The 19,982-nt window shown below is 43.9% G+C and carries 15 protein-coding genes; 4 read left to right on the top strand and 11 right to left on the bottom strand.

The genetic code is table 11. The features are described 5' to 3' along the window. Nucleotides 1-2,655 carry a M14 family metallopeptidase gene (locus JKP82_RS03770; RefSeq protein ID WP_218395942.1) on the top strand — a complete coding sequence of 885 codons (2,655 nt, stop codon included), beginning with the start codon at nt 1-3 and terminating at the stop codon, nt 2,653-2,655. 138 nt (nt 2,656-2,793) lie between these two features. Here the strand turns inward: JKP82_RS03770 and glgC are convergent, their stop codons facing one another. Then, on the bottom strand, nt 2,794-4,170 hold the full coding sequence (gene glgC, locus JKP82_RS03765) for a glucose-1-phosphate adenylyltransferase (RefSeq protein WP_218395940.1): 1,377 nt from the start codon (nt 4,168-4,170) through the stop codon (nt 2,794-2,796). 378 nt (nt 4,171-4,548) lie between these two features. On the opposite strand from glgC, the gene JKP82_RS03760 reads away from it, so the two are divergent. Then, complete coding sequence (locus JKP82_RS03760; RefSeq protein ID WP_218395938.1) at nt 4,549-5,874, top strand: M24 family metallopeptidase; 1,326 nt, start codon at nt 4,549-4,551, stop codon at nt 5,872-5,874. A 76-nt stretch (nt 5,875-5,950) separates the two neighbouring features. Here the strand turns inward: JKP82_RS03760 and JKP82_RS03755 are convergent, their stop codons facing one another. The 6 genes from JKP82_RS03755 to JKP82_RS03730 all read right to left on the bottom strand — a co-directional run bounded on the left by JKP82_RS03755 (nt 5,951) and on the right by JKP82_RS03730 (nt 11,430). Next, on the bottom strand, nt 5,951-6,646 hold the full coding sequence (locus tag JKP82_RS03755) for an SCO family protein (protein ID WP_159532373.1): 696 nt from the start codon (nt 6,644-6,646) through the stop codon (nt 5,951-5,953). Next, the gene (locus JKP82_RS03750; protein ID WP_218395936.1) at nt 6,594-7,214 is read right to left on the bottom strand and encodes a toxin-antitoxin system YwqK family antitoxin; all 621 of its coding nucleotides are present in this window, start codon (nt 7,212-7,214) and stop codon (nt 6,594-6,596) included. Before JKP82_RS03750 ends, JKP82_RS03755 begins: the two co-directional genes overlap by 53 nt. Continuing rightward, nucleotides 7,201-8,079: a YHYH protein gene (locus JKP82_RS03745; RefSeq protein ID WP_218395934.1), complete on the bottom strand. Its 879-nt coding sequence runs from the start codon at nt 8,077-8,079 to the stop codon at nt 7,201-7,203. Before JKP82_RS03745 ends, JKP82_RS03750 begins: the two co-directional genes overlap by 14 nt. A gap of 389 nt (nt 8,080-8,468) precedes the next feature. Beyond that, nucleotides 8,469-8,933, bottom strand: coding sequence for a DUF3718 domain-containing protein (locus tag JKP82_RS03740; RefSeq protein WP_159532379.1), 465 nt, complete (start codon nt 8,931-8,933; stop codon nt 8,469-8,471). Nucleotides 8,934-9,377: 444 nt separating this feature from the next. Further along, on the bottom strand, nt 9,378-10,490 hold the full coding sequence (locus JKP82_RS03735; RefSeq protein ID WP_218395932.1) for a hypothetical protein: 1,113 nt from the start codon (nt 10,488-10,490) through the stop codon (nt 9,378-9,380). 133 nt (nt 10,491-10,623) lie between these two features. Beyond that, complete coding sequence (locus tag JKP82_RS03730; protein WP_159532383.1) at nt 10,624-11,430, bottom strand: PaaX family transcriptional regulator; 807 nt, start codon at nt 11,428-11,430, stop codon at nt 10,624-10,626. A 256-nt stretch (nt 11,431-11,686) separates the two neighbouring features. Here JKP82_RS03730 and JKP82_RS03725 point away from each other — a divergent pair, with 256 nt between their 5' ends. Then, a complete protein-coding gene (locus JKP82_RS03725) occupies nt 11,687-13,375 on the top strand; it encodes an isovaleryl-CoA dehydrogenase (protein WP_218395930.1) in 1,689 nt (562 codons plus the stop codon). Here the strand turns inward: JKP82_RS03725 and JKP82_RS03720 are convergent. The 3 genes from JKP82_RS03720 to JKP82_RS03710 all read right to left on the bottom strand — a co-directional run bounded on the left by JKP82_RS03720 (nt 13,372) and on the right by JKP82_RS03710 (nt 17,619). Further along, nucleotides 13,372-13,923: a DsrE family protein gene (locus JKP82_RS03720; protein ID WP_232370659.1), complete on the bottom strand. Its 552-nt coding sequence runs from the start codon at nt 13,921-13,923 to the stop codon at nt 13,372-13,374. The genes JKP82_RS03725 and JKP82_RS03720 overlap by 4 nt on opposite strands. A gap of 80 nt (nt 13,924-14,003) precedes the next feature. Further along, nucleotides 14,004-15,275 (bottom strand): dipeptidase, encoded by a 1,272-nt coding sequence (locus tag JKP82_RS03715; protein ID WP_218395928.1) that lies wholly within the window; start codon nt 15,273-15,275, stop codon nt 14,004-14,006. Nucleotide 15,276: 1 nt separating this feature from the next. After that, entirely contained in the window at nt 15,277-17,619 is a 2,343-nt protein-coding gene (locus tag JKP82_RS03710; RefSeq protein WP_218395925.1) for a TonB-dependent receptor, read from the bottom strand. Between the two features lie 463 nt (nt 17,620-18,082). Between JKP82_RS03710 and JKP82_RS03705 the strand changes: the two genes are divergently transcribed. Beyond that, complete coding sequence (locus JKP82_RS03705; protein WP_159532391.1) at nt 18,083-18,694, top strand: hypothetical protein; 612 nt, start codon at nt 18,083-18,085, stop codon at nt 18,692-18,694. 116 nt (nt 18,695-18,810) lie between these two features. On the opposite strand, the gene JKP82_RS03700 is transcribed toward JKP82_RS03705, so the two are convergent. Continuing rightward, nucleotides 18,811-19,812 carry a dienelactone hydrolase family protein gene (locus tag JKP82_RS03700; RefSeq protein ID WP_258544330.1) on the bottom strand — a complete coding sequence of 334 codons (1,002 nt, stop codon included), beginning with the start codon at nt 19,810-19,812 and terminating at the stop codon, nt 18,811-18,813. Nucleotides 19,813-19,982: the final 170 nt, after the last annotated feature.

Below are 19,982 nucleotides of genomic sequence, written 5' to 3'. Positions count from 1 at the left end.
ATGAAAAAACAATATACCTCGTATCAAGAAACAATGGCGTTTTTGGAACGGGCTCAGGAAAAATACCCCGAGCTTATTCGAGTGCATAGTATCGGAACCACATGGGAAGGTAGACCAATTATGATGGCTACCGTATCTGCTAACATTGAAACCGCAGACAGCAAACCCGCGCTATTATTTACCGGCACTATCCACGCTCGAGAATGGATTGGTAACGAGTTAGCCATAAAATTTATTGATTATGTGCTAACCAACATTGACCATAACCCATCTATTCAACAAGCATTAGGCCGAAATACGCTTTACATGGTGCCGTGTTTGAACCCTGACGGTTTTGAATATTCACGCACCCACTTTTCTTTCTGGCGAAAGAATAGAAGAGATAATGGCGATGGCACTTTTGGTGTTGATTTGAACCGTAACTTTGGTGTTCGCTTTAAGCGCTCTGCTGATACTACGGTAAACACCTACTCAGGCCCAGCCGCGTTCTCTGAACCAGAAACTGCTGCCATTCGCGATTTCGTGCTGGATCATAAAAACATAACTATTGCCCTAGATTACCACTCCCAAGGTAATGTGTTTTTCCCTGCCCATAAGTTTAATCACGAGTCTGAAATTGAAGGTACCGACTTAAACGTATTGTGCGCCAATATGAACCGTGAAATCCATAAGGTAACGGGTCGCCAATACGGTATTCACCGTGGCAAGCCACCTACAAACTTGATTAACGGTAGTGGCCGAGAATATTACTACTCGTTAGGTATTATCTCAGCTGTGGTAGAAGTGGGCACTCGCAACATTCCAGATTACATGACGAATATGTCGCAAAGTGTAGACGAGAATGTACCTGCCGTGCTTTACGCCTTATCAGAAGCGAAAAACTACTCTAATGAAGCACCCGCTCGGGTAGATAATTTCACTATTGAATCAGTGGGCGTTTACGAAGCGACTCTATGCTGGGATTATCCAGAATCTGATGATATTTATTTTGAACTGTATCGCTCTGAAACAGTGAAAAGCCCTTGCCGTGAAGATAACCTTATCGCGATTATTGGCAAACACTCGTTCACCGACGTACAGCTTAAAAGTGGTCAGAAATATTTCTACAATATACGTGCAGTTAATAAGGTCACTGATACCAAATCGCCGTTTAGCCCTGAAATTAAGCTTAAGACCCAATTATCTGAAGATGAATATTTCAGAGGTTTATTCCCATCGAAGCGCGGTATTGGTTATGTAGGCCAATATACTCTCGAGAAAAACCGCGACCATTTCGGCTACAACTCCTTGTTTGTAGGTGTGAATAAACGCCGTGGTATCTGTTACGGGGTAATTGCATTTAATATGGAAAACTTACCTGAAGAAGCCCGTATTAAGAATGCGAGTTTCTCTTTGTACCCGATGAACCGCGTTAACGCCAAAGTAGAAAATTTTGGCGAATGGACAGTGTCAATTCTCGACCCATCAGAAATATCTGACATCACCGATTTCAATCAAATTCACCAAGCTAAGCCTATTCAAACGCTTGGCGATGAGATTCGCTCAGATAAACTAACTCAAGGTATTTGGTCTCATTGGGATTTAAATGTGGCTGAGCGTCGCATTATTCGCAAATCTATTAAGAACGGTACCTTGTTGCTTCGCGTTGAAGGTCCTAGAAAACTGCCTCTTGGCGCAGACTCGCAAATGATGCAGTTTGATATTGGGTACGGAAAGTTTGGTTCAGGTATTCATTACCGCCCTAACTTGGAAGTTATTTATACGCTTCCAAGCAAACAGGTAGAGCTAACCCCATCATCACTTAGCACGGTATCGAAAGCACAAGTGAATCAAAATGAACTGCAGTCTGGTTTTGATGAAAACGGCGATGTGGTGTACGGGCAAATGACCTTCTTAACCGAAAACTTGCCTGATCCTAAGAAAACCGTGATCACCGAAGCCTACTTAACGATGAGCAACGACAATGCCTTGCCTACATCTCAAGATATTCGTTTCACCATTGAATTAGCGGGTCTTGAAGATCTTGACTACCAAAGCGTGAAAAATAGAGAGAAAAAAGAGTTTATTGGTTATGAAGTGAGTAACGCTCAACTTAAAGACAAAAACTCGCACAACTTTATTTTTGACAGCTACTGCCGAGAAGCATTAGAAGAAATGCATGCGAAACATGCGCCTTTTCATTTCGTGGTTCGTTCAACATCTTCAAGCGCTGAAAAGAACATGCTGGTCAATTGGCATGACTTACACAGTAATCAAGTGTGTAAATTGGTGATTAAGTACATTGAGCGTCGTAAAGAACCTCTACCGGCACCAGCTAACTTAAGCGTAACCTTAGAAAATCGTCAGGTTAAGCTAAGTTGGAGCAACCCGAAGCATGCCGATTTAGTGGGCGCGTTTGTGGTTAGAAACCGCTTCCACTCGCCGCGCTCTCCTCTTGATGGCGTTAAGCTTTATGCAGGCTCAGATGAGTATACCTATGACAACTTCGGTAACCCGAATGTTGAGAAGTATTACTCGGTATTTGCCTACGACGACGTGCCAAACTATTCTGCACCTGTCAGCGTTTATTATTCTTCTGAGGAAGTGATACCGGTAGAGGAAGAGAAATACGAGAAGCAGGAAGAGGAAGATGACGATGAGCCGCTAATTGATTAAGCCTCTACTGGCCTTATCTTTTTAGCTTGTAGTTCACGCTATGCACAATCAACGGTAAAAACGCTGAGACAAGCACACGTTATAATGAAAATAGGCGCACTAAGCGCCTATTTTTTGCTCGTTAAGTATGCTTTTATATTAACGGTCGTTCAGCGCGGTGGAAACATGAGTACGGGCGATGTTTCGAGTCGACAGCTCTGAATGTATTGGTCTAATTGGGCTTACACTCGTCGATTTTTGCGGTACGTCAAAATATATTTCCACGTCGGCAAAACTATCAATGACTTGCTGAGTGATTAACGTCACTCCCTTCTCGCTTACTGAAAAGCCGAAGTGCTTGGCAATATTAGTATCATCAATAGACAAATTAGCAGGGATTGTCACGCCTTTATCGACGATAACGTTTTTTAATTTGGCTCCGGCCTCGATAGTCACATCAGGCAGCAATACACACCCTTGAAGTGATGCGCCATCACCGATTGCGCAATTGGATGACAAAACAGTGTGATGGATACGGCAATTAGTTAATTGGCAACCGGTGCCAATCAAAATCTGATTGAGATCGCACTGGCCTTTTTGCGCCCCACCCCGGATTTGAGTTGGCGCGCTAGACAAGGTACTTCCCCATATGGGCCAAGAGGGGTCGGCTAAATTCAACACATCGCTGTTGTTCAGCAAATCCATATGAGCCCGCCAGTAACTATCAATGGTACCTACATCGCGCCAATAGGGAATTTGGCAACCATCAGCGCCTCTGAATCGATGCGCAAACACTTTGTGGTGTTCAATAATATTGGGGATCACGTTTTTACCGAAATCGTGATCTGATCCCAATGTTTTAGCATCTGCTTTAAGTAGCCGATAGAGCACATCAGCATTCACTACATAATTGCCCATTGAGGCCAAACAATACTCAGGAGCATCTAACAATGGATGAGGTTTACTTGGTTTTTCGTCGAAAGCGGTTACCTGACCTTTGCTATCAGCACTTAACACTCCCAGCTGATTTGCCGCATTCTTAGTAGGCACTTCTATACAAGATACTGTCATTTCAGCGCCATTTTTCACATGTTCTGCCAGCAGTTTGCGATAATCCATTTGATATACGTGATCCCCCGATAAGATCATCACATATTTAGGCGCTCTGGATTTGATATAGTCAATATTCTGAAAACACGCATCTGCAGTACCTTGGTACCAGCTTTCAGACTGTTGCTGGGAGGCAGGAAGAATATCTAATCGCCCCCCAAAACTGTTGTTCAACGTGCCCCAATGTTGCATCAAATGGCGAATTAAACATTGAGACTTATATTGAGTGAGTACCGCAATTCGATTTAGGCCGGAATTAACACAGTTTGAAAGGGGAAAATCGATGATCCGACAGTGACTGCCAAACTCTAGTACCGGTTTAGCCCGTGTTTCTGTAAGCGCTTTTAATCGAGAGCCTTGCCCTCCAGCTAGCACTAACACCATGGTATTTTCTATTATTTGCTGCAAATCAATCTCTGCATTCATAACTGTCTCCGGCTAGGGTGATACCTAAATCGATGATGATTAAACTGCAATCACAATTTAATTTATCTATTAAAGGAAAATTGCCGACATTGAATTCAAAAAATTCTACAACATGCCCAACGTGTTAATGTAAAGTAAACAAGGAATTTCAGTTTAATGTATTGATCCGTATCAATACCAGTGGAGATGCGCGCCTATCGAGCCGCTTATACTCACTATAAACCCAGCCTATATGTAGCTTCTAGCAGACCTATGATCGCTACAGCGAGTCACGCTATTCTTTCCTCTACTTCATTGTAGCCATCGTTGCTTAAGCTAAACAGCTTATGATAGTTTTAATGATTACATGCTTATAATTCAAACAAATAAGGAAAGGGAATGAGACCAGTTTATACGCTTGTTTTGTTGTTGGTGAGTGTGCAATGTATGGCCAAAGATGTCATGGATATGCAGGCTAGGAGCGCGCTGGTCGATGAAATACTAGTGCAACGATTCGAGCAGGTTTTACCCAGCCTTATGCAGCGTACCAATATTGATATGTGGGTAATTATGTCGCGGGAATACAATGAAGATCCCGTGATTAAAACCATGCTGCCATCAACATGGTTGTCGGCCCGCAGGCATACCATGTTAGTCATTTATAACCCTGGCGAAGGAAAGCCTCTTGAACGTTTGGCCGTAGCGCGGTATGCAGTGGCCGATTTATTCGAAAAAGCATGGGACAAAGAAGCTCAGCCTAATCAGTACAAAGCACTTGCCGACGTTATAGAGGCGCGCAACCCTAAACGAATTGCAGTGAATGTTTCAGATGCATTTGCGCTTGCTGATGGTATGAGTAGCACTGAAAACCGCAAGTTCTTGGCCGCCCTCTCTCCTACATTTAAAGACCGTGTGGTATCAGGTGAAAAACTTGCCATTGCTTGGCTAGAAACCCGTAGTAAGCTTGAAATGCAACACTACCCAACCCTGACTCAAATTGGCCACAAGCTTATTGGTACGGCTTTTTCAAACGACGTCATTACCCCTGGAACCACCACCACTGACGATGTTATTTGGTGGCTGCGAGACCAAAGCAAAGCATTGGGGTTAGAAAACTGGTTTCATCCCTCAGTGTCTATCCAACGTGCTGACAAAGAAAAATTTGATCAAATAAAAGCATTTAGTAAGCGCTCGGGTGATAACATAATTCAGCCTGGCGACCTTATTCATGTTGATTTTGGCATTACTTACTTGCGTTTAAATACCGATCAACAGCAACACGCCTATGTGTTAAAAGCTGGCGAAACCGCCCCTCCTGAAAGCATAATGAAGGCCTTTGCTGCAGGTAACCGTTTGCAAGATATTCTTACTAGCAATTTTAAAGTGGGACGTACTGGCAACGAGATTTTGCAAATGTCTCGAGAACAAGCCATTGAAGAAGGGCTTACACCCTCCATTTATACTCATCCCCTTGGCTTCCATGGCCATGCAGCAGGACCAACTATTGGGATGTGGGATGCCCAAGAAGGTGTTCCCATACAGGGCGACTATCCCATGTATCCAAACACGGTTTATTCCATTGAGCTCAATGCCGCAACCTATATTCCAGAATGGGGGAAGGACATTCGCATCATGTTGGAGGAAGATGCATTTTTTGATGGCGAAAAAGTTAAGTATCTCGACGGCAGACAAAATGTACTGCATCTCATTTCACCAGGGGAGTAGCCGCAAGTGCTAACGGCGCGTTTATTTACCGTTATCTTTCCACCGATAAACGCGCTAAACCTGATAATTAGGCCTATTATTCAGTCGGAATGCTAAACGTTAACTGAGCGTTCAGCACCTTAATATCCGCTATCAAATAATCGACAGAAGCACTATTAAGCCCGTTGTATATGCCGCGAATATGGCGATTCTGATCTATCAATAGCAGGCTTTCCGTATGCAAAAAATCTTCTGTATTTTGCAAATTTCCCAGATCGTCGCTAGCGAAGTACGCGCTTTTTGCTAATGAATAAATAGCATCTCGCTCTCCTGTCGCCAAATACCACTTACCGCTCACAATCCCATTTTTATCCGCATAAGCTTTTAGCAATTCTACCGTATCGGTATGCGGCCTAATCGAGTGCTGAAGAATTTTTACGTTATCGTCATCAATAAATGCTTCTTGTACCTTCGCTAACTTAGAGCGGATCATGGGGCAAATACCAGGGCAAGTGCTAAAGAAAAAACCAGCCACGTAAATTTTATTATCGAAATCTTTTTCGCTGACCTCTTCACCGTCTTGATTAGTAAAACTAAACGGCGGTATTTGGTGAAAACCATTAAGCGCTTCACTACCGCTTTCAATCCAGTGCGGTGTAAATTCTTTACTGTTGTAATAGGGTAACTCGGCGGTGCCATATGCAAATGAAGCAAACGCATTACCCAATAAAAGCAAAGTGCTACAAACTAAGATTTGCTTGATTTTGGTAGTAGTCAACAGAGATAACTTCATCCTCAAGCCCCACACAATTGTTCGCTTTTCTAAGCCCATAAATCCGCCCATTTTTGTATTCAAAATTAGAGTATAAGGTGCCGTTTTTACGCCACGCTTGCTGCAAGCCTGTTGTCTGCCCTTCGTGGTAGTTAAATTTCTTAAACTTGGCGCCATTTCTGTACCAACGCCATCCCTCCCCTTCGACTTTGCCGTTTTCATACACGAATGCCGAGCGAAGATTACCGTTAACCCACCAGGTTTGTGTACGTCCATCTCGCGCACCAGATGTATAAAACGACTCGTAGCCTAAAATGCCGTTGGAAAACCACTTTCTGGCGACTCCAGCTCGGCGTCCTTCTATAAATTCGTCTTCTGTAGCCAGTTTTCCTGTGGGGTGATAACTCACCACTTTACCGGTGAAAGGCGTACTCTTGTAAATCCGAACACCTTGCTTATTCAAAGATATGTCACTTTGATACACCACTAATGGTGGTCTAGAACTGTAGGCTACCGACGCGTAAGTTGTTGCTAGCCAAAGTGCACAGAACATCAACAACTTACAGGTTATTGATTTAGTTAATATCACTCGGCGTACCTTGAAAGTTACCCGGGAAAATAAGGTAGTACTCACCGTTTAGGTATTGTTCAGTCGATACGTGATAGTGATATTCAGCATCTTCTTCTGAACCACCGGTATAAAGGGTAATTGACGTGTGGCCGTTGGACTCATCCAAGTCGGTGGGGTAGCCTACGGTTGAATAGCAGCGTCTTCCAAAAATGAAAAATCCGTCTGCCATAATACCTACAAGCGAATCATCATCATAAGAGATAGCTTGTGGCTCTAGATGATAGTGGTAGGTTTGCGGCCCCGTGTGCGCACCATTTCTATCGAAACCTTGTATTACGCCCAGCGATACATCTCCCGTCCCCTCTGAATCATTGAAAATCGGTGCCCCGCTGAGCGCTATGCCAATAGCACCTAACGGCGTGGCTGATGACGTCGCAGCAAGCTCTGGCGATACCGGTACAGTTAAATCAAAATCATTAATGTAATCTTCAATGTCACCCGGTGAGCGCTTTTGATTGAATAAGGTCTCATCTTCAGGCTCAACATATAAGCCGCTGGCATTGCCTGAATCCCAGTATGACGAAGTGTGATCGGGTTTGCCTGCCGACTCTAGCGAGACCGTACATCCATCTTCAGACAACACAATGGTGACATTAGGCGCCGCAACAAATTCAAGATAAGCACTTGAAAGCTCGGTCATGGGTGAGTCGCATGTGGTTGCACTCGAATCACCGTCGCTACCCGAGTCTGTGCCAGTGCCCGTATCCACACTGGTGTCGCTGCTTACGGTTTCATCGGTAGATGATCCCCCTCCGCACCCTGCTAATACCGACAGAATGCTTACACAAAATAATGCAGCTAGTGCGTAGTGACTTTTCGACATAATGATTCTCTCTATTGGTATTTACTGCAGCGGTACTCGAACGTTTACGCATATTGCAAACAAACGTAAGGAACGTGAATAGTCAGTAAAATAGCACGGGGCTTGGGTGCACAATGTGCATATTCAATGGAGATTGTTGATGGAAAAATGAATAGATAAAAGAAAGTAAAAGTTAAACCGTTGAGGCTAGTACCCATTTGTGGAAAGTTAGCGTTGTCGTTTTTTAATCAGTAATGAATGGGTTGTTTGGTTTAGTGTTTAAGAGAAGGGGGCTTTTGAGAGGTATTATTTCACACCAGAAGGCGCAGTGATTAAAATAAGTTACTGGCCCACCCAGTTGCCGAGTGGGCCATGAAACTGTGAACAAACGTTAAATCAGTGTGGCTGTCCTATTCAGAGAATGGACGTACAACTACTGATTCTGTGCTGTATGCACGAGCAAAGGCTGACATTTCTTTGTGGTTACAAATAATGGTTTCGCCTTCTAAGCCATACTTAGCTAGTGCTTTTTCTGTACCGATTGAAACGGCATCTAGACATGCTTTTGAAGCGATATCTTCGTTCTTAGCAACAAGCGCGATACCTTTAGTTTCACTGGTAGTTTTATTGCTGTATAAATCAGCAAACTTTCTTAAGCTTACGTCATTACAAAGCAATGATGCACTGAAAGACGCAACATTTAATCCGTTGTCACGAATTAAGCGCTTTGCTGCTCTATAGCCTTCTGTCGCAGCTGTGTAGCAAGCTTGCGTTTCAATGTTTTGATTAACTGGGTTTAAACGAACGTCTTGAGCAAAAGCATTTAAAGACGCTACTGAAGAGATTAAAGCAATGGCGAAAGTTGACAGTTTCATAATGTAATTCCTATTGTGTAACAAAATTAGAGTTTTCTTAAGCAACGCGTATATTATGACCAAAAATTACGTAAAAGAAAGCCCATTTCGTAATTTAATTACATAAAAGACCAAAAAACCGTACTTTTCACATCAATTCTGTAAGTTTTTTACAAAAATTAACCTTTTTAACAATCGTTGTTACAAAATGCGAATATATGTAACGTACATTATTGTTATCTAATATTGGATACGGCTATATTCAGCAGGTTAAAGATAGATATTTGAAGTTATTAAAGTGCTTAAGCGATCAAACGAGCTAATCTATGTGGTGCGAGGGTGGGTATGTATTTACAAATTTGCGTCAGAAAAGTAATGAGGGTTTTGCGACAACATTGCCCACCGACTGTGCGGTAGGCATCAATGATTAAGTAAATAGCCGAAACGGCTTTTATACTTTCACTACTACGTAATTAAATCGTGCATCCAATTTAGAGAAGGAAGTTTTCGGTCTTGCTGGTAGAACAAACGGTTTAGCCTTCCTAAAAGATTAACGGGCCTGGATGGATCGTGAGATTTAACCCTATGGGAACTTTCATTAAGCATAAACTCCCAAGGTTGTAGGTTCATATCATCAATCTCGTCCTGTTGAACGCCTAAGCTTTTAAGCGTAGACAAAATACGTTCTGTTTTGCTTTCTACAACAGGCAAAATGATACTACCGTATAAATCAGTTAAAGGTGCATTAATAGCGGCGAGTGTGTGGTTAATTGCCGACCACACCATGTCGTGATCGAACTCCCAGTCACGTGGCGCATAGTAGCCCTCTATTTCCCACTCTAGTTCGGCGTTACTGGCCGCTATACTGCTCTCTGCTTCTGGCGAAAACGACAAGTCAGGGCGCGCACCAATATTGTATGCGTCTACGCTCATGGCAACACAAATCACAAGATCGCCACATAGTGATTTATTTTGATACAAGGCTTCAAATGCCGCCCGCTTTACCCCCATCCAGCCGTGCACTTTCGAAGGTTGTTCTACAAAGTGACGCACATCGTTGGGCAAGTCTTCACCATAGAGATCAATTAATAGTGGTAAAGGATTTTGTTCTGGTGCCTCATCAGGCATCCACACTTCATACTCTTGGCGATTATCTGCTTTCCCACGGCTTTTAATACCGTACGATAAGTTTACAGGCCGGCAAATACTGCGATCTTCATCAACTTTATGAAAATACTCAGAGCGCATTCGCTTGATAAATGGGGCGTCTAACCCTGCTAAGGCTGCGGTAGGATAGCGATAACCAATCTCGCTATGTTCAACCATCGTGAGTGTAGGTATGGCTTTTTCAAGTTTACTCTTTACGCCCTTAAGTTGCTCTACATTAGGTAATACAATACTTCGCTCCGGCTCAATGGTAAGCCGGCTTCCATCTTCTGCGACAAACTTGGGGGTCTTGTGAAATTCGTACTGAGAAAGGCCTAAGCCCTGCACCGCGATGTTACGATAACGCGACAATTCACTGAAAAGCGCGGTGTGGTTCCGAATATGTTTAAACAGGGGGCGGTTTGACGTCATACTACTTATTCCATGTCACGTATTTAAGTTGGAAAATCTGTGCGTATCTATGCAACCGTTTTTCGGTATTTCCAATGACAGTGTGCCACAAAGATAGCTTCAGGCAAGCACCTCCGTGCTCATACCTCTTTCCTCACTTATTTATATTTAAAAATGCATACCAGACTTCAGCGCCAGCTTTATCGTACTCTTCGACTTTTGCGCGGAATGCTTTACGAAGGTCAACATTTACCAAAGGCGCTGGCAGCAGTGGGTCGAAGACCAATCGTTTTAGGGCATTATCGCCAACGAGATAATATTCCTTTGCTGCATCATCTAGTGTCAGGCCTTCTATACGCTTACGCGACCTCGCGAGTTCAATTAACCCTTCTTCATAGCTAGCTTCAAGGCTTTTGGTTTGCCATAACCCTGCAGCCTTTTTTTCTGTCGCCTCTGCGAAGTCTGATGCGTTAAACACCACAGCGCTTTTATCTAACCCCAATCGGTACAAACGCTCTCGTGTCGTACCTACCGTGTCGTTAAGATTATTCGGCCTAACATAAAAGTCCGCTGAGAGCTTTTTTAAACCCATTAGTTTAAGTGCCCTGTCTTGTGCCCGTGTAGCCTTGCGATCACTTTTTGCTAATGCGGTAGTCAGCACGGTAAGCCAGTCTCCACGCCATTCACATAATCTAGACTCTGCGGTATGCCAGTTACTGATCTCCCCAGCAAATTGCTCGCCTTCTTTGCCTAATTGGTAATAGCCACGCTCCACCAGCTTAAGCAACTTTGCCGATTGCAGACGAGTAAGGGTAACTCGAATGTTATTTTCCGAAATACCAAACAAGGCTCCTACCCGCACGGCGCTGGCTGCATCCATTTTTATACCGGGGCGTGAACCAAGTAGCTTCATCAGCAAGTGGCGGGCTACGGGTTTATCGGTAGGTTTTTCGGGTAACATATTGCTTTACCAATCTATTAGTAATTAAAACGACATCAAGTGAGCACTTTACCTAAATGCCCTGCATTTACAAAGTATATCCTTTTTCCGCCCTCTTACTTGGCCATATGTACCTGAACATACGCACTTAAATAACACGTATTAAATAAAGCCGCTCAAACAAATTCTTCAATATAACTACCCGATCAAAATTACACCGTTTGACACAAAAAGATGAAAAGAGTAATGTTTAATAAAATTTCAAGGCGAGTTTACTATGTCTGCACCTACGTTGTTCAATACCCATGTTGTTGAGAATCAACCACCCCCTTTGCCCGCGTATAACTTGTGGCAGAATGACACCCTGCTTAAGCACGCTGTAATGGCTAATGTAACGTCGCCAAACACTAACCTAAACCATCAACCATACGATGAAATAGAAACTCAGCTAAGTGCCTTTGGGCAAGTCGCAGGTTTTCGACTAATGGAGCACGGCGAACTTGCCAATAAAAATAGACCCGAGTTTCATCCTTTCGACCGTTATGGTCGCAGAATTGATGATGTGGCGTTTCATCCAAGCTACCACGCGCTTATGAACGTGGCCATGCAGGGTAACGTACACAATTATTCGTGGCAGCATGAAGGTCAGCAAGGCGCGCATGTCGTAAGAGCAGCGTTAATTTTCATGCACTCTCAGGCCGATGCCGGCACAACCTGCCCCCTAACTATGACCCATGCTGCTATTCCTGCTCTACGGCAGGCTAAAGGCTTACCAGATTATTGGGTAAATAAGGTCGTGCATGGCCACTACGATGAGCGCACCTTACCAGCAGAGCACAAGAATGGACTGTCTATCGGTATGGGGATGACCGAAAAACAAGGGGGCTCCGATGTTCGTCGCAACACGACCACTGCCACAAAGCAACAAGATGGCAGCTACCGCATTGTGGGGCACAAGTTCTTCTTTTCTGCCCCTATGTGTGATGGGCACCTAATACTAGCGCAAACTGACGCCGGCCTAGGGTGCTTTTTATTACCTAGAGTTATGCCTAATGGCACCTTAAACGAAGTACGTATACAACGTTTGAAAGACAAACTGGGGGACTGGAGCAATGCCTCATCAGAAGTTGAGTTTCAGGGAGCTACTGCTTACTTAATAGGTGATGAAGGTCGTGGTGTGCGCGTAATCATAGACATGGTGTCGCTTACTCGCCTCGATTGTATGATTGGCTCTTCGGCCTCTATGAGGCAAGCGTTAGTGCAAGCCTATCATCATGTTAGTCACCGAGAAGCTTTTGGTGCAACACTTATTGACCAGCCGTTAATGCAAAATGTCATCGCCGACCTTACGCTTGAATGTGCCGCATCACTGGCACTTACCATGCGGGTGGCCCGCGCCGTTGATGCAAGTAAAACCAATCCGAAAGAAGCCGCACTGGCACGTATCGCTACGGCGATTGGTAAATACTGGATATGTAAGCGCACGCCTGCATTTATTAACGAAGCCCAGGAATGCTTGGGGGGAGTTGGTTATGTGGAAGAAAATATTTTGCCTAGGTTATATCGCCAAGCCCCGCTTAATTCAATTTGGGAAGGTAGTGGTAATGTACAATGCTTAGATGTGCTTCGCGCCTTGCACAAAGAGCCAGAATCTAAAGCGGCGCTTTTTAATTTATTGCATAGTGCAAAAGGGAAAAATGCTTTCTACGACACGCACTTTCAACGTCTTTTAGATTCATTCGAGGATGTTACCAACCTAGAAATTCGCAGCCGATTAATTACAGAGCAAACCGCCCTTGCCATGCAAGCCGCCTTGTTAATAAATGGTACCGATAGCGTAATGGCGAACACTTTTTGTGAAGCAAGGTTAGGCAATCAGCAAGGTTTAGCTTATGGAACGCTACCTGCTAACACGCCTTTTCTAGATATTATTAAAAAAGGAGTGCTCAGCTGTGCTAAAGATTAAAACGGGTTGGTACTGAAACCCTGTTCACTCAAGCGGGCATGGGCTGTCATTGCAGATAAGTCCATTTCAACGCCCTCTATTAACATCTCACTTTGCACATCATTAGCTGCCGAAGATTGGCCGCACACAATTACTCGCACGCCTTTATCCATAAGTTCACGCAATAAACTTAAATTACCGTTATCTTCACCTTTTCGCTTTTGATAGGCCGCGTTATTAATAACATCTAGGGTAGCTGATCCGTGCACCACTAACGCTAGTTGAACATTTTCAAGCTTAGCGCCGTTGGCGACATGCATATTAATAAAACGAGCAAGTGAATCAAATTTGCGGTTTACCTTGCCCGCATCTGCTCCTTTAGCCACGTCGAAGGCGACTTTAAATTGTTGCTGAGGCGACACACTCACGCCTGGCACAGGCGCATGCTTGCCATAGTTATCAAATACGGGGCCTGCTGCAAAATCATCACTGCCCGCATGGGCAAACAAAGGAGTGGATAAAGCTGATACAACGGCGACTGTTGACGCTAAAAGGGGTAACGATTTCATGCAAACTCCAAGCTGTTATTTAAAGATAAAAAAACGCCCTACTCACCAAATGAATAGGGCACGTTTTCAATTCAGTGTAACTATTTGCTCGCTGATTTCAAACTGGCAGCATAGTCTTGGGCTTGTTGAAGTAGCCGTAACGCATTACCACTCCAAATATCTACTAGGTCTTCTTCGGTATAGCCCTCTTCCAACAATCGTTGTGTAATCATGGGTAAATTAACCACATCCATCATGTCGTCTACACCGCCGCCGCCATCCCAGTCAGCGCCAATACCTACGTGCTTGGGGCCTACTACCTCTAACGCATGTAAAAAGTGTTTCATGTACACATCAAACGACGCTTTAACCGCGGGGTGCTCATGCTCTATTTCCCTGCGTTTTTCTAATAAACTTTCATGGTCAACACCTTGTTTAACCATTGCCATTAACCCCTTATAAGCTTCTTTACGCTTAGGATTTTCAGGCAATGCAGTAAGGTAGTCGCTGTAAGCATTCATTTGAATGACACCGCCCGACTCAGCAAGCTGTTTGAGCAAGTCGTCGTCAATGTTTCGGGGATGATCGTAAATCGCTTTCACACCAGTGTGAGACAAAATAATCGGTGTTTTGGACAATTTAATCATGTCTTTCACCGTTTCATCATGGGCATGTGAGCCGTCCAGCACAATCCCTAATCTATTTGCCTCACTCACAAAGGTTTCACCTAACGGCGAGAGCCCACCCCACTTTACCCCTTCGGGATCGGTAGAGCTATCACCAAGCTGATTGTTTTTGAAATGTACCGGCCCCGCCATGCGTAGCCCAAACTTAAAAAATGTTTCAAGTAGGCTCATATCCGTCCCGAGGGGATAGGAATTTTCCATACTCATATAGACAATATATTTGCCGGCTTTTTTGATCTCACTAGCGTCATCGGGCTCTAGTGCTAATGCAAAGGTTTCGGGATGTTCGGTAACCATGGTGCGAACAGCAAGCGCCCGTAGTAAAGCGGTATCACGGCTTTGTTGATAACCTTCTGTCGTTAGCGGCCCTTGCGGGGTGTAGAGCACCCAAAAGCCACCGTCTAACGCTCCTTCTTGCATACGCGGTACATCAACTTGCGAAAAGTCGTGGCCATAGGTATGCCGTTCCATAATATCAAACCCGGGCCTAACCAAATGCGCGGGCGTATCTAGGTGGGTGTCCAAGGTCACTAGTTTACGCTGAATAGCTTCAGCCTCTTCTAGAGATACGGTATCAGCTGCCTGTGTTACAGAACTCGCCATCGTGGTTCCAAGACCTAAGGCTACCACTACCCCAATCATTGTTTTGTTTAACTGATTCAGTTTTTTATTTGTTTTAGTTGTCATGTTAGAAAGCTACCGTTAATGATGCTTGCACGTTACGAGGGCTTAAAGGGCGATAGAAAGCCGATCCTACAAACGCAAACGACAACACTTCTTTATCGAAAAGGTTATCTACGTTTAACCGTAAGCTCACATTTTCAGGCATACCGAAGGGGTTCACACCGCCTAAATCCACATAGGCACTTACCGTGGTGTAGCTATCCATTTCATAGGTTTCGGCGTAATCGGTATAACGACTGCTGGTATATTTTGCCGATACATTCGCTACTAGCCATTCTGTTGGCTCGTAGGTAATGCCACCTGTCATCACCCAGTCTGGGCTATCAGCCAAGGCGCTGCCTTCAGGATTACTACCAAAGCCATCTACTAAGCTGGCATTTTTGTACGAGATATTGGCATTCATGTATAACTGTTTTTTGAATACGTCAGGCTGATAAACACCCGATAATTCAAAGCCGTAGGCTTCTGAAGCACCGCCATTAATATAGAAGCTCTCTGGCTGCCCGGTGGCGGGGTTTAATACGTTACTGGCAAACAAACGATTATCAAAGCGGGTATAGAATAGCGCTAATGCCGCGTTAAAGTTTTCTTTGTTGGTACGGTAGCCTAATTCAATATTATCGGCTTCTTCACCTTCGGGAGTATCGGGTTCAAAGCTAACCGCATTGTCATAAATGTCATCTGTACCATTAGGTAGCGCGTAGTTTTTTGAGTAAGACGCAAAAACTTGGTCGGTGTCATTTAGGGTATATACCGCACCTATTGAAGGTAAGAAATGGTTGCTAAATTTGCCGCCCACAGACTGAGGGCCGTAACCTGCTTCACCATCAATTTCGTAATCATCGTAATCACGATACCCGTCTAGTGAATAATCCACACTTAATGACTTTATACCCAATTCAAGTTTTAAGTTATCGTCCATTAAGCTAATGGTATCTTTCACGTACAACTGCGTAGTTTCACGTACCGAGGTGTAATCTCGACGATAATATGCCACCTCATCCCAAATCACGTCACCATCAGCACTACCGCCCGTTTTATTTAAACGCTGTTGCGTACGATGGTAAGTGTCTTTTTCTTGCCAGCCACCAAATTGAATATCATGGGCATCGAGTGTTAAGCTAAAATCAGCAACAAAGCCTTTTCTATCACCCCCTACAGACGATAAGCCATATTGCACGCCACGTGGATGCACTACATCTAGCCCTGCTGCAGCCTGATCTTCATAAATACTTAAGGTGTTACTATAAGAATCGGGAGAAACACCATAACCATCTTTATCTTCAAAATAATAAGTACCGGTAAATAACAAGTTATCTAACAAGTAGGTTTCAAGCTGAGCAGAATAAAGCTTATCGTCACGAACGTTTACGCGGTCTTCGTAGTAACTTGTACAATTACTACCGGTAAACACAGGGGTAAAATCGCTTTCATCCGCAACACCATCTTGGTTGAAATCGTAAACACCCGTTAATGGGGCAATACATCCTTCAGGAATGGCGTCTAGGTAGCTGTAATAATAGTTATCATCAAAAGTCGCTTCGGTACCGGAGGGTGAGTCGTAGTCAAAAAAGTCATTCGCCACATAGCTAACGGTAAATGTAGTCTCGTCACTAAAGGCATAAATTGCTTTACCCTCAATGTGCTCTCTGTCGATAGTACCTGGCCCGCGCCATAAATCGCTATCGGTTTTCGAACGGCTCACATAAGCCTTGAAACCATTAATATCTCCGGTCTCCAATTTAACGAAAGAGCGATTTAAATCATCATCGCCAATGGTGTATGACATCATGCCACCGGCTTCGTCAGACGGGTCTACCGAATAGTAAGAGGCTATAGGCCCTAGGGTAGAATAACTTGGTGCGGAAACATCGCCTGCACCTGGAGATGCCACTACAGACGCTAAGTTCTCGTTATCGACATATCTAAAAATAGGGCTACCGCCGAAGGCATCTGAACGCCCCATGGGCACGCCGTTTAATACAAACCCCATTTGGCTTAAGTTGAATGCACGCACATTCACAGAGTTTCCAAACTCATATAACCCTAATGCACCGTCCGTTTGCACATTAAAACCAGGTAAACTCTCTAACATTTTGAGCCCAGATATACCGCCTGGGGCCGACAATAACGCTTCCCGTGTGACGGCTAGGGTATTGGTCACTTCACCAGTACCAATTGCCACCTCGGTAGTAGAGATACGACGACCTACAACTTGAATCTTTTCTTCTTCAGCTTCAGCACTGGCGATTTCACTTTCTTGTGCATACGCAGGGCTGACGGCAAACAATGCCGCAATAGAGACACTTAACAATGTGGGACGGAACGGTTTATTTGTTTTTATCATGAGTGTGTTTCCTGCTATGACTGCAACTACTTACCAACTCGGAGGAAAACCAAGTGGGAGCTCAATCAACACATCACAATAAACATACCAATCACGTTAGACTTAAGTATAGATACAGGCGTTATTTAAATCAGGCGAGCAGTCACCTAGCCTAAGCAACTCATCTGATGAGTTCATTCTCAATCGTTTTGGAAGATAACCATTCACATTAACCACCTTTACGCTTTGGCAATGCACCAAGAGATCGCCGCTGGTAATGAAAGGTGCACCACAACAGTGAATTACTTGCCTTAAAAAATTAAAACACTCTTTAATTTTCAATAACTAAGACATAAATTCTGTAGTGGTAAACACGCTATTTTTGAAAGACATTATAAGTGTAAAAACTGCGCTTAGCTTGCTAATTGCCTTTGCAATTTTTATATTGCTTAAACAATGGCAGTAACCAACTAAATTAAAATTCATGGAACCGAATTACGCCCTTTACTCCCACACTGAGTTACTAGAAGCATTAGAAACTATTGACCGTCACGCATACCCCGAGCGAGTCGATAGCATTAAAGCTAGATTAGCTACACTAACTCAGAACAGCACTAGCGCATCTATTCGTGGAGACTACAAAGATATTAGCCTCATACTATTTTTATTTAGTTCGGTAATTGGTGCGGTATGCGCCTGGATGCTATTTAAAGAAAGCGAAGATGATTTTAGGCATATAGTTGGCGCTTTATTGCTACCCGCTTCCCCTTTTTTATATTGGTATTACAAGAAAAAGTGGAAAATTCACGCTCAGGATCACTTCATATTAAATGAAGATGGCGTGCTTTATTGCTTAAAAGGGCAAGATGTCAGGTTAGTATGGGTGGATATTACGTCCATCGAGTACTCCCGAACCAGATATCATACCAGCGTATCTTTTGATTCAAATAACAGAGAAAAACGTATCTATATTGATATACAAAAATTCCAGTGTAGTCGGACAATGGTAGAAAACTTCATTAGACAAAAAGCCATCGAACACGATGTGCCGTATCATAAAAGCACAATATGGAGGGGAAAAAGGCAAATTGTATAAGCAAGACCCCCACTCCCAAAAACCTTGCTAAAAGCGCTTTATGTTGAAGACCTTGCATTCTTAATGAGTTATTAGCTTAAGCATTAGACGTTGACAACCCCTTTGAAGTACGTAACTCACGCCAACTTAGCGTTAAAAAATGCAATGGTTCTAGACCATGCAAGCTCAGCATTGTCTTTGTCAAACCGCCCCGTAGAGTCATTATGAAAACCATGATTCGCATTCTTGTACATGTGCATTTCGTAAGAGACATCATACGCTTTCAAATCTTCTTCGTATTCTGGCCAAGTGGCATTTACTCGCGCATCTAATTCACCAAGTTGAATAAGTAATGGTGCCTTTATATTTTTGCGTAATTCTTTGGCTGCTGGGGTGCCGTAAAAAGGCACACCTGCATCGATAAGGTCGCTATCAATGGCCGCTAGGTAATTCACCATATAACCACCAAAGCAAAAACCTACAGCGCCCAGTTTTCCACTAGATAATTCATGCGCTTTAATAAATTCAGCGGCGGCCACAAAATCATGTTCTATTTTCAAGCGGTCGAGGGTTCGCTGCATAGCGCGGCCTTCATCATCGTTGCCAGGGTAGCCTCCTATTGGAAACAAGGCATCGGGAGCAAACGCAATAAACCCTGCCTTCGCCAGTCTTCTGGCCACATCTTTAACGTAAGGGTTTAGCCCTCGGTTTTCGTGTATTACCAATACCACCGGCGCATTCTTTTGTGTGGTTTCGTTTTGTGTTAATGCATTCGGTACGACTAAATACCCTTTACCTTCTCCGTGCCCTTTGGGTGAAGCGAAAGTTTCGTAGGTCGCGGTTATATCAGGATCATTAAAGGATATTTGTTCAGCCAGCGCATAATTAGGCAGTAATGCCGAGGTTAAGAAAGACATGGAATAACCGAGGGCGACCAACCCTGTGAGCTTGGTCATGAATGTACGTCTGTCCATGCCGCCGTGGGCATAAGCGTCGTACCAGTCGAAAGCTTCTTGTGGAATGGCTGTGCTTTCCAGCTGAGGGCTGTTTTCCCGCTGAGGGCTGTTTTCCCGCTGAGGGCTCTTATCCCACTGATGGCTATTTTCCCGCTGATGGCTATTTTCCCGCTGATGGCTCATAACAACCCTTAAATAAAAAATGACAAGTCTGGTTTAGTTAATAACTATTATGGTGTGCTTGTCCAGGTAATCTCTGATGACTAATCTCTTTTCAGGCTGATCTTTGTCTAAACTAATCCCGCCACAAACTAATAAGTACAATGAGCAAATTTTTGTGTTGTCCCCCCTCT

Source organism: Alteromonas lipotrueae (genome assembly GCF_019249215.1).
Classification (GTDB): domain Bacteria; phylum Pseudomonadota; class Gammaproteobacteria; order Enterobacterales; family Alteromonadaceae; genus Alteromonas; species Alteromonas lipotrueae.
This window is presented reverse-complemented; position numbering and strand designations above follow the sequence as displayed.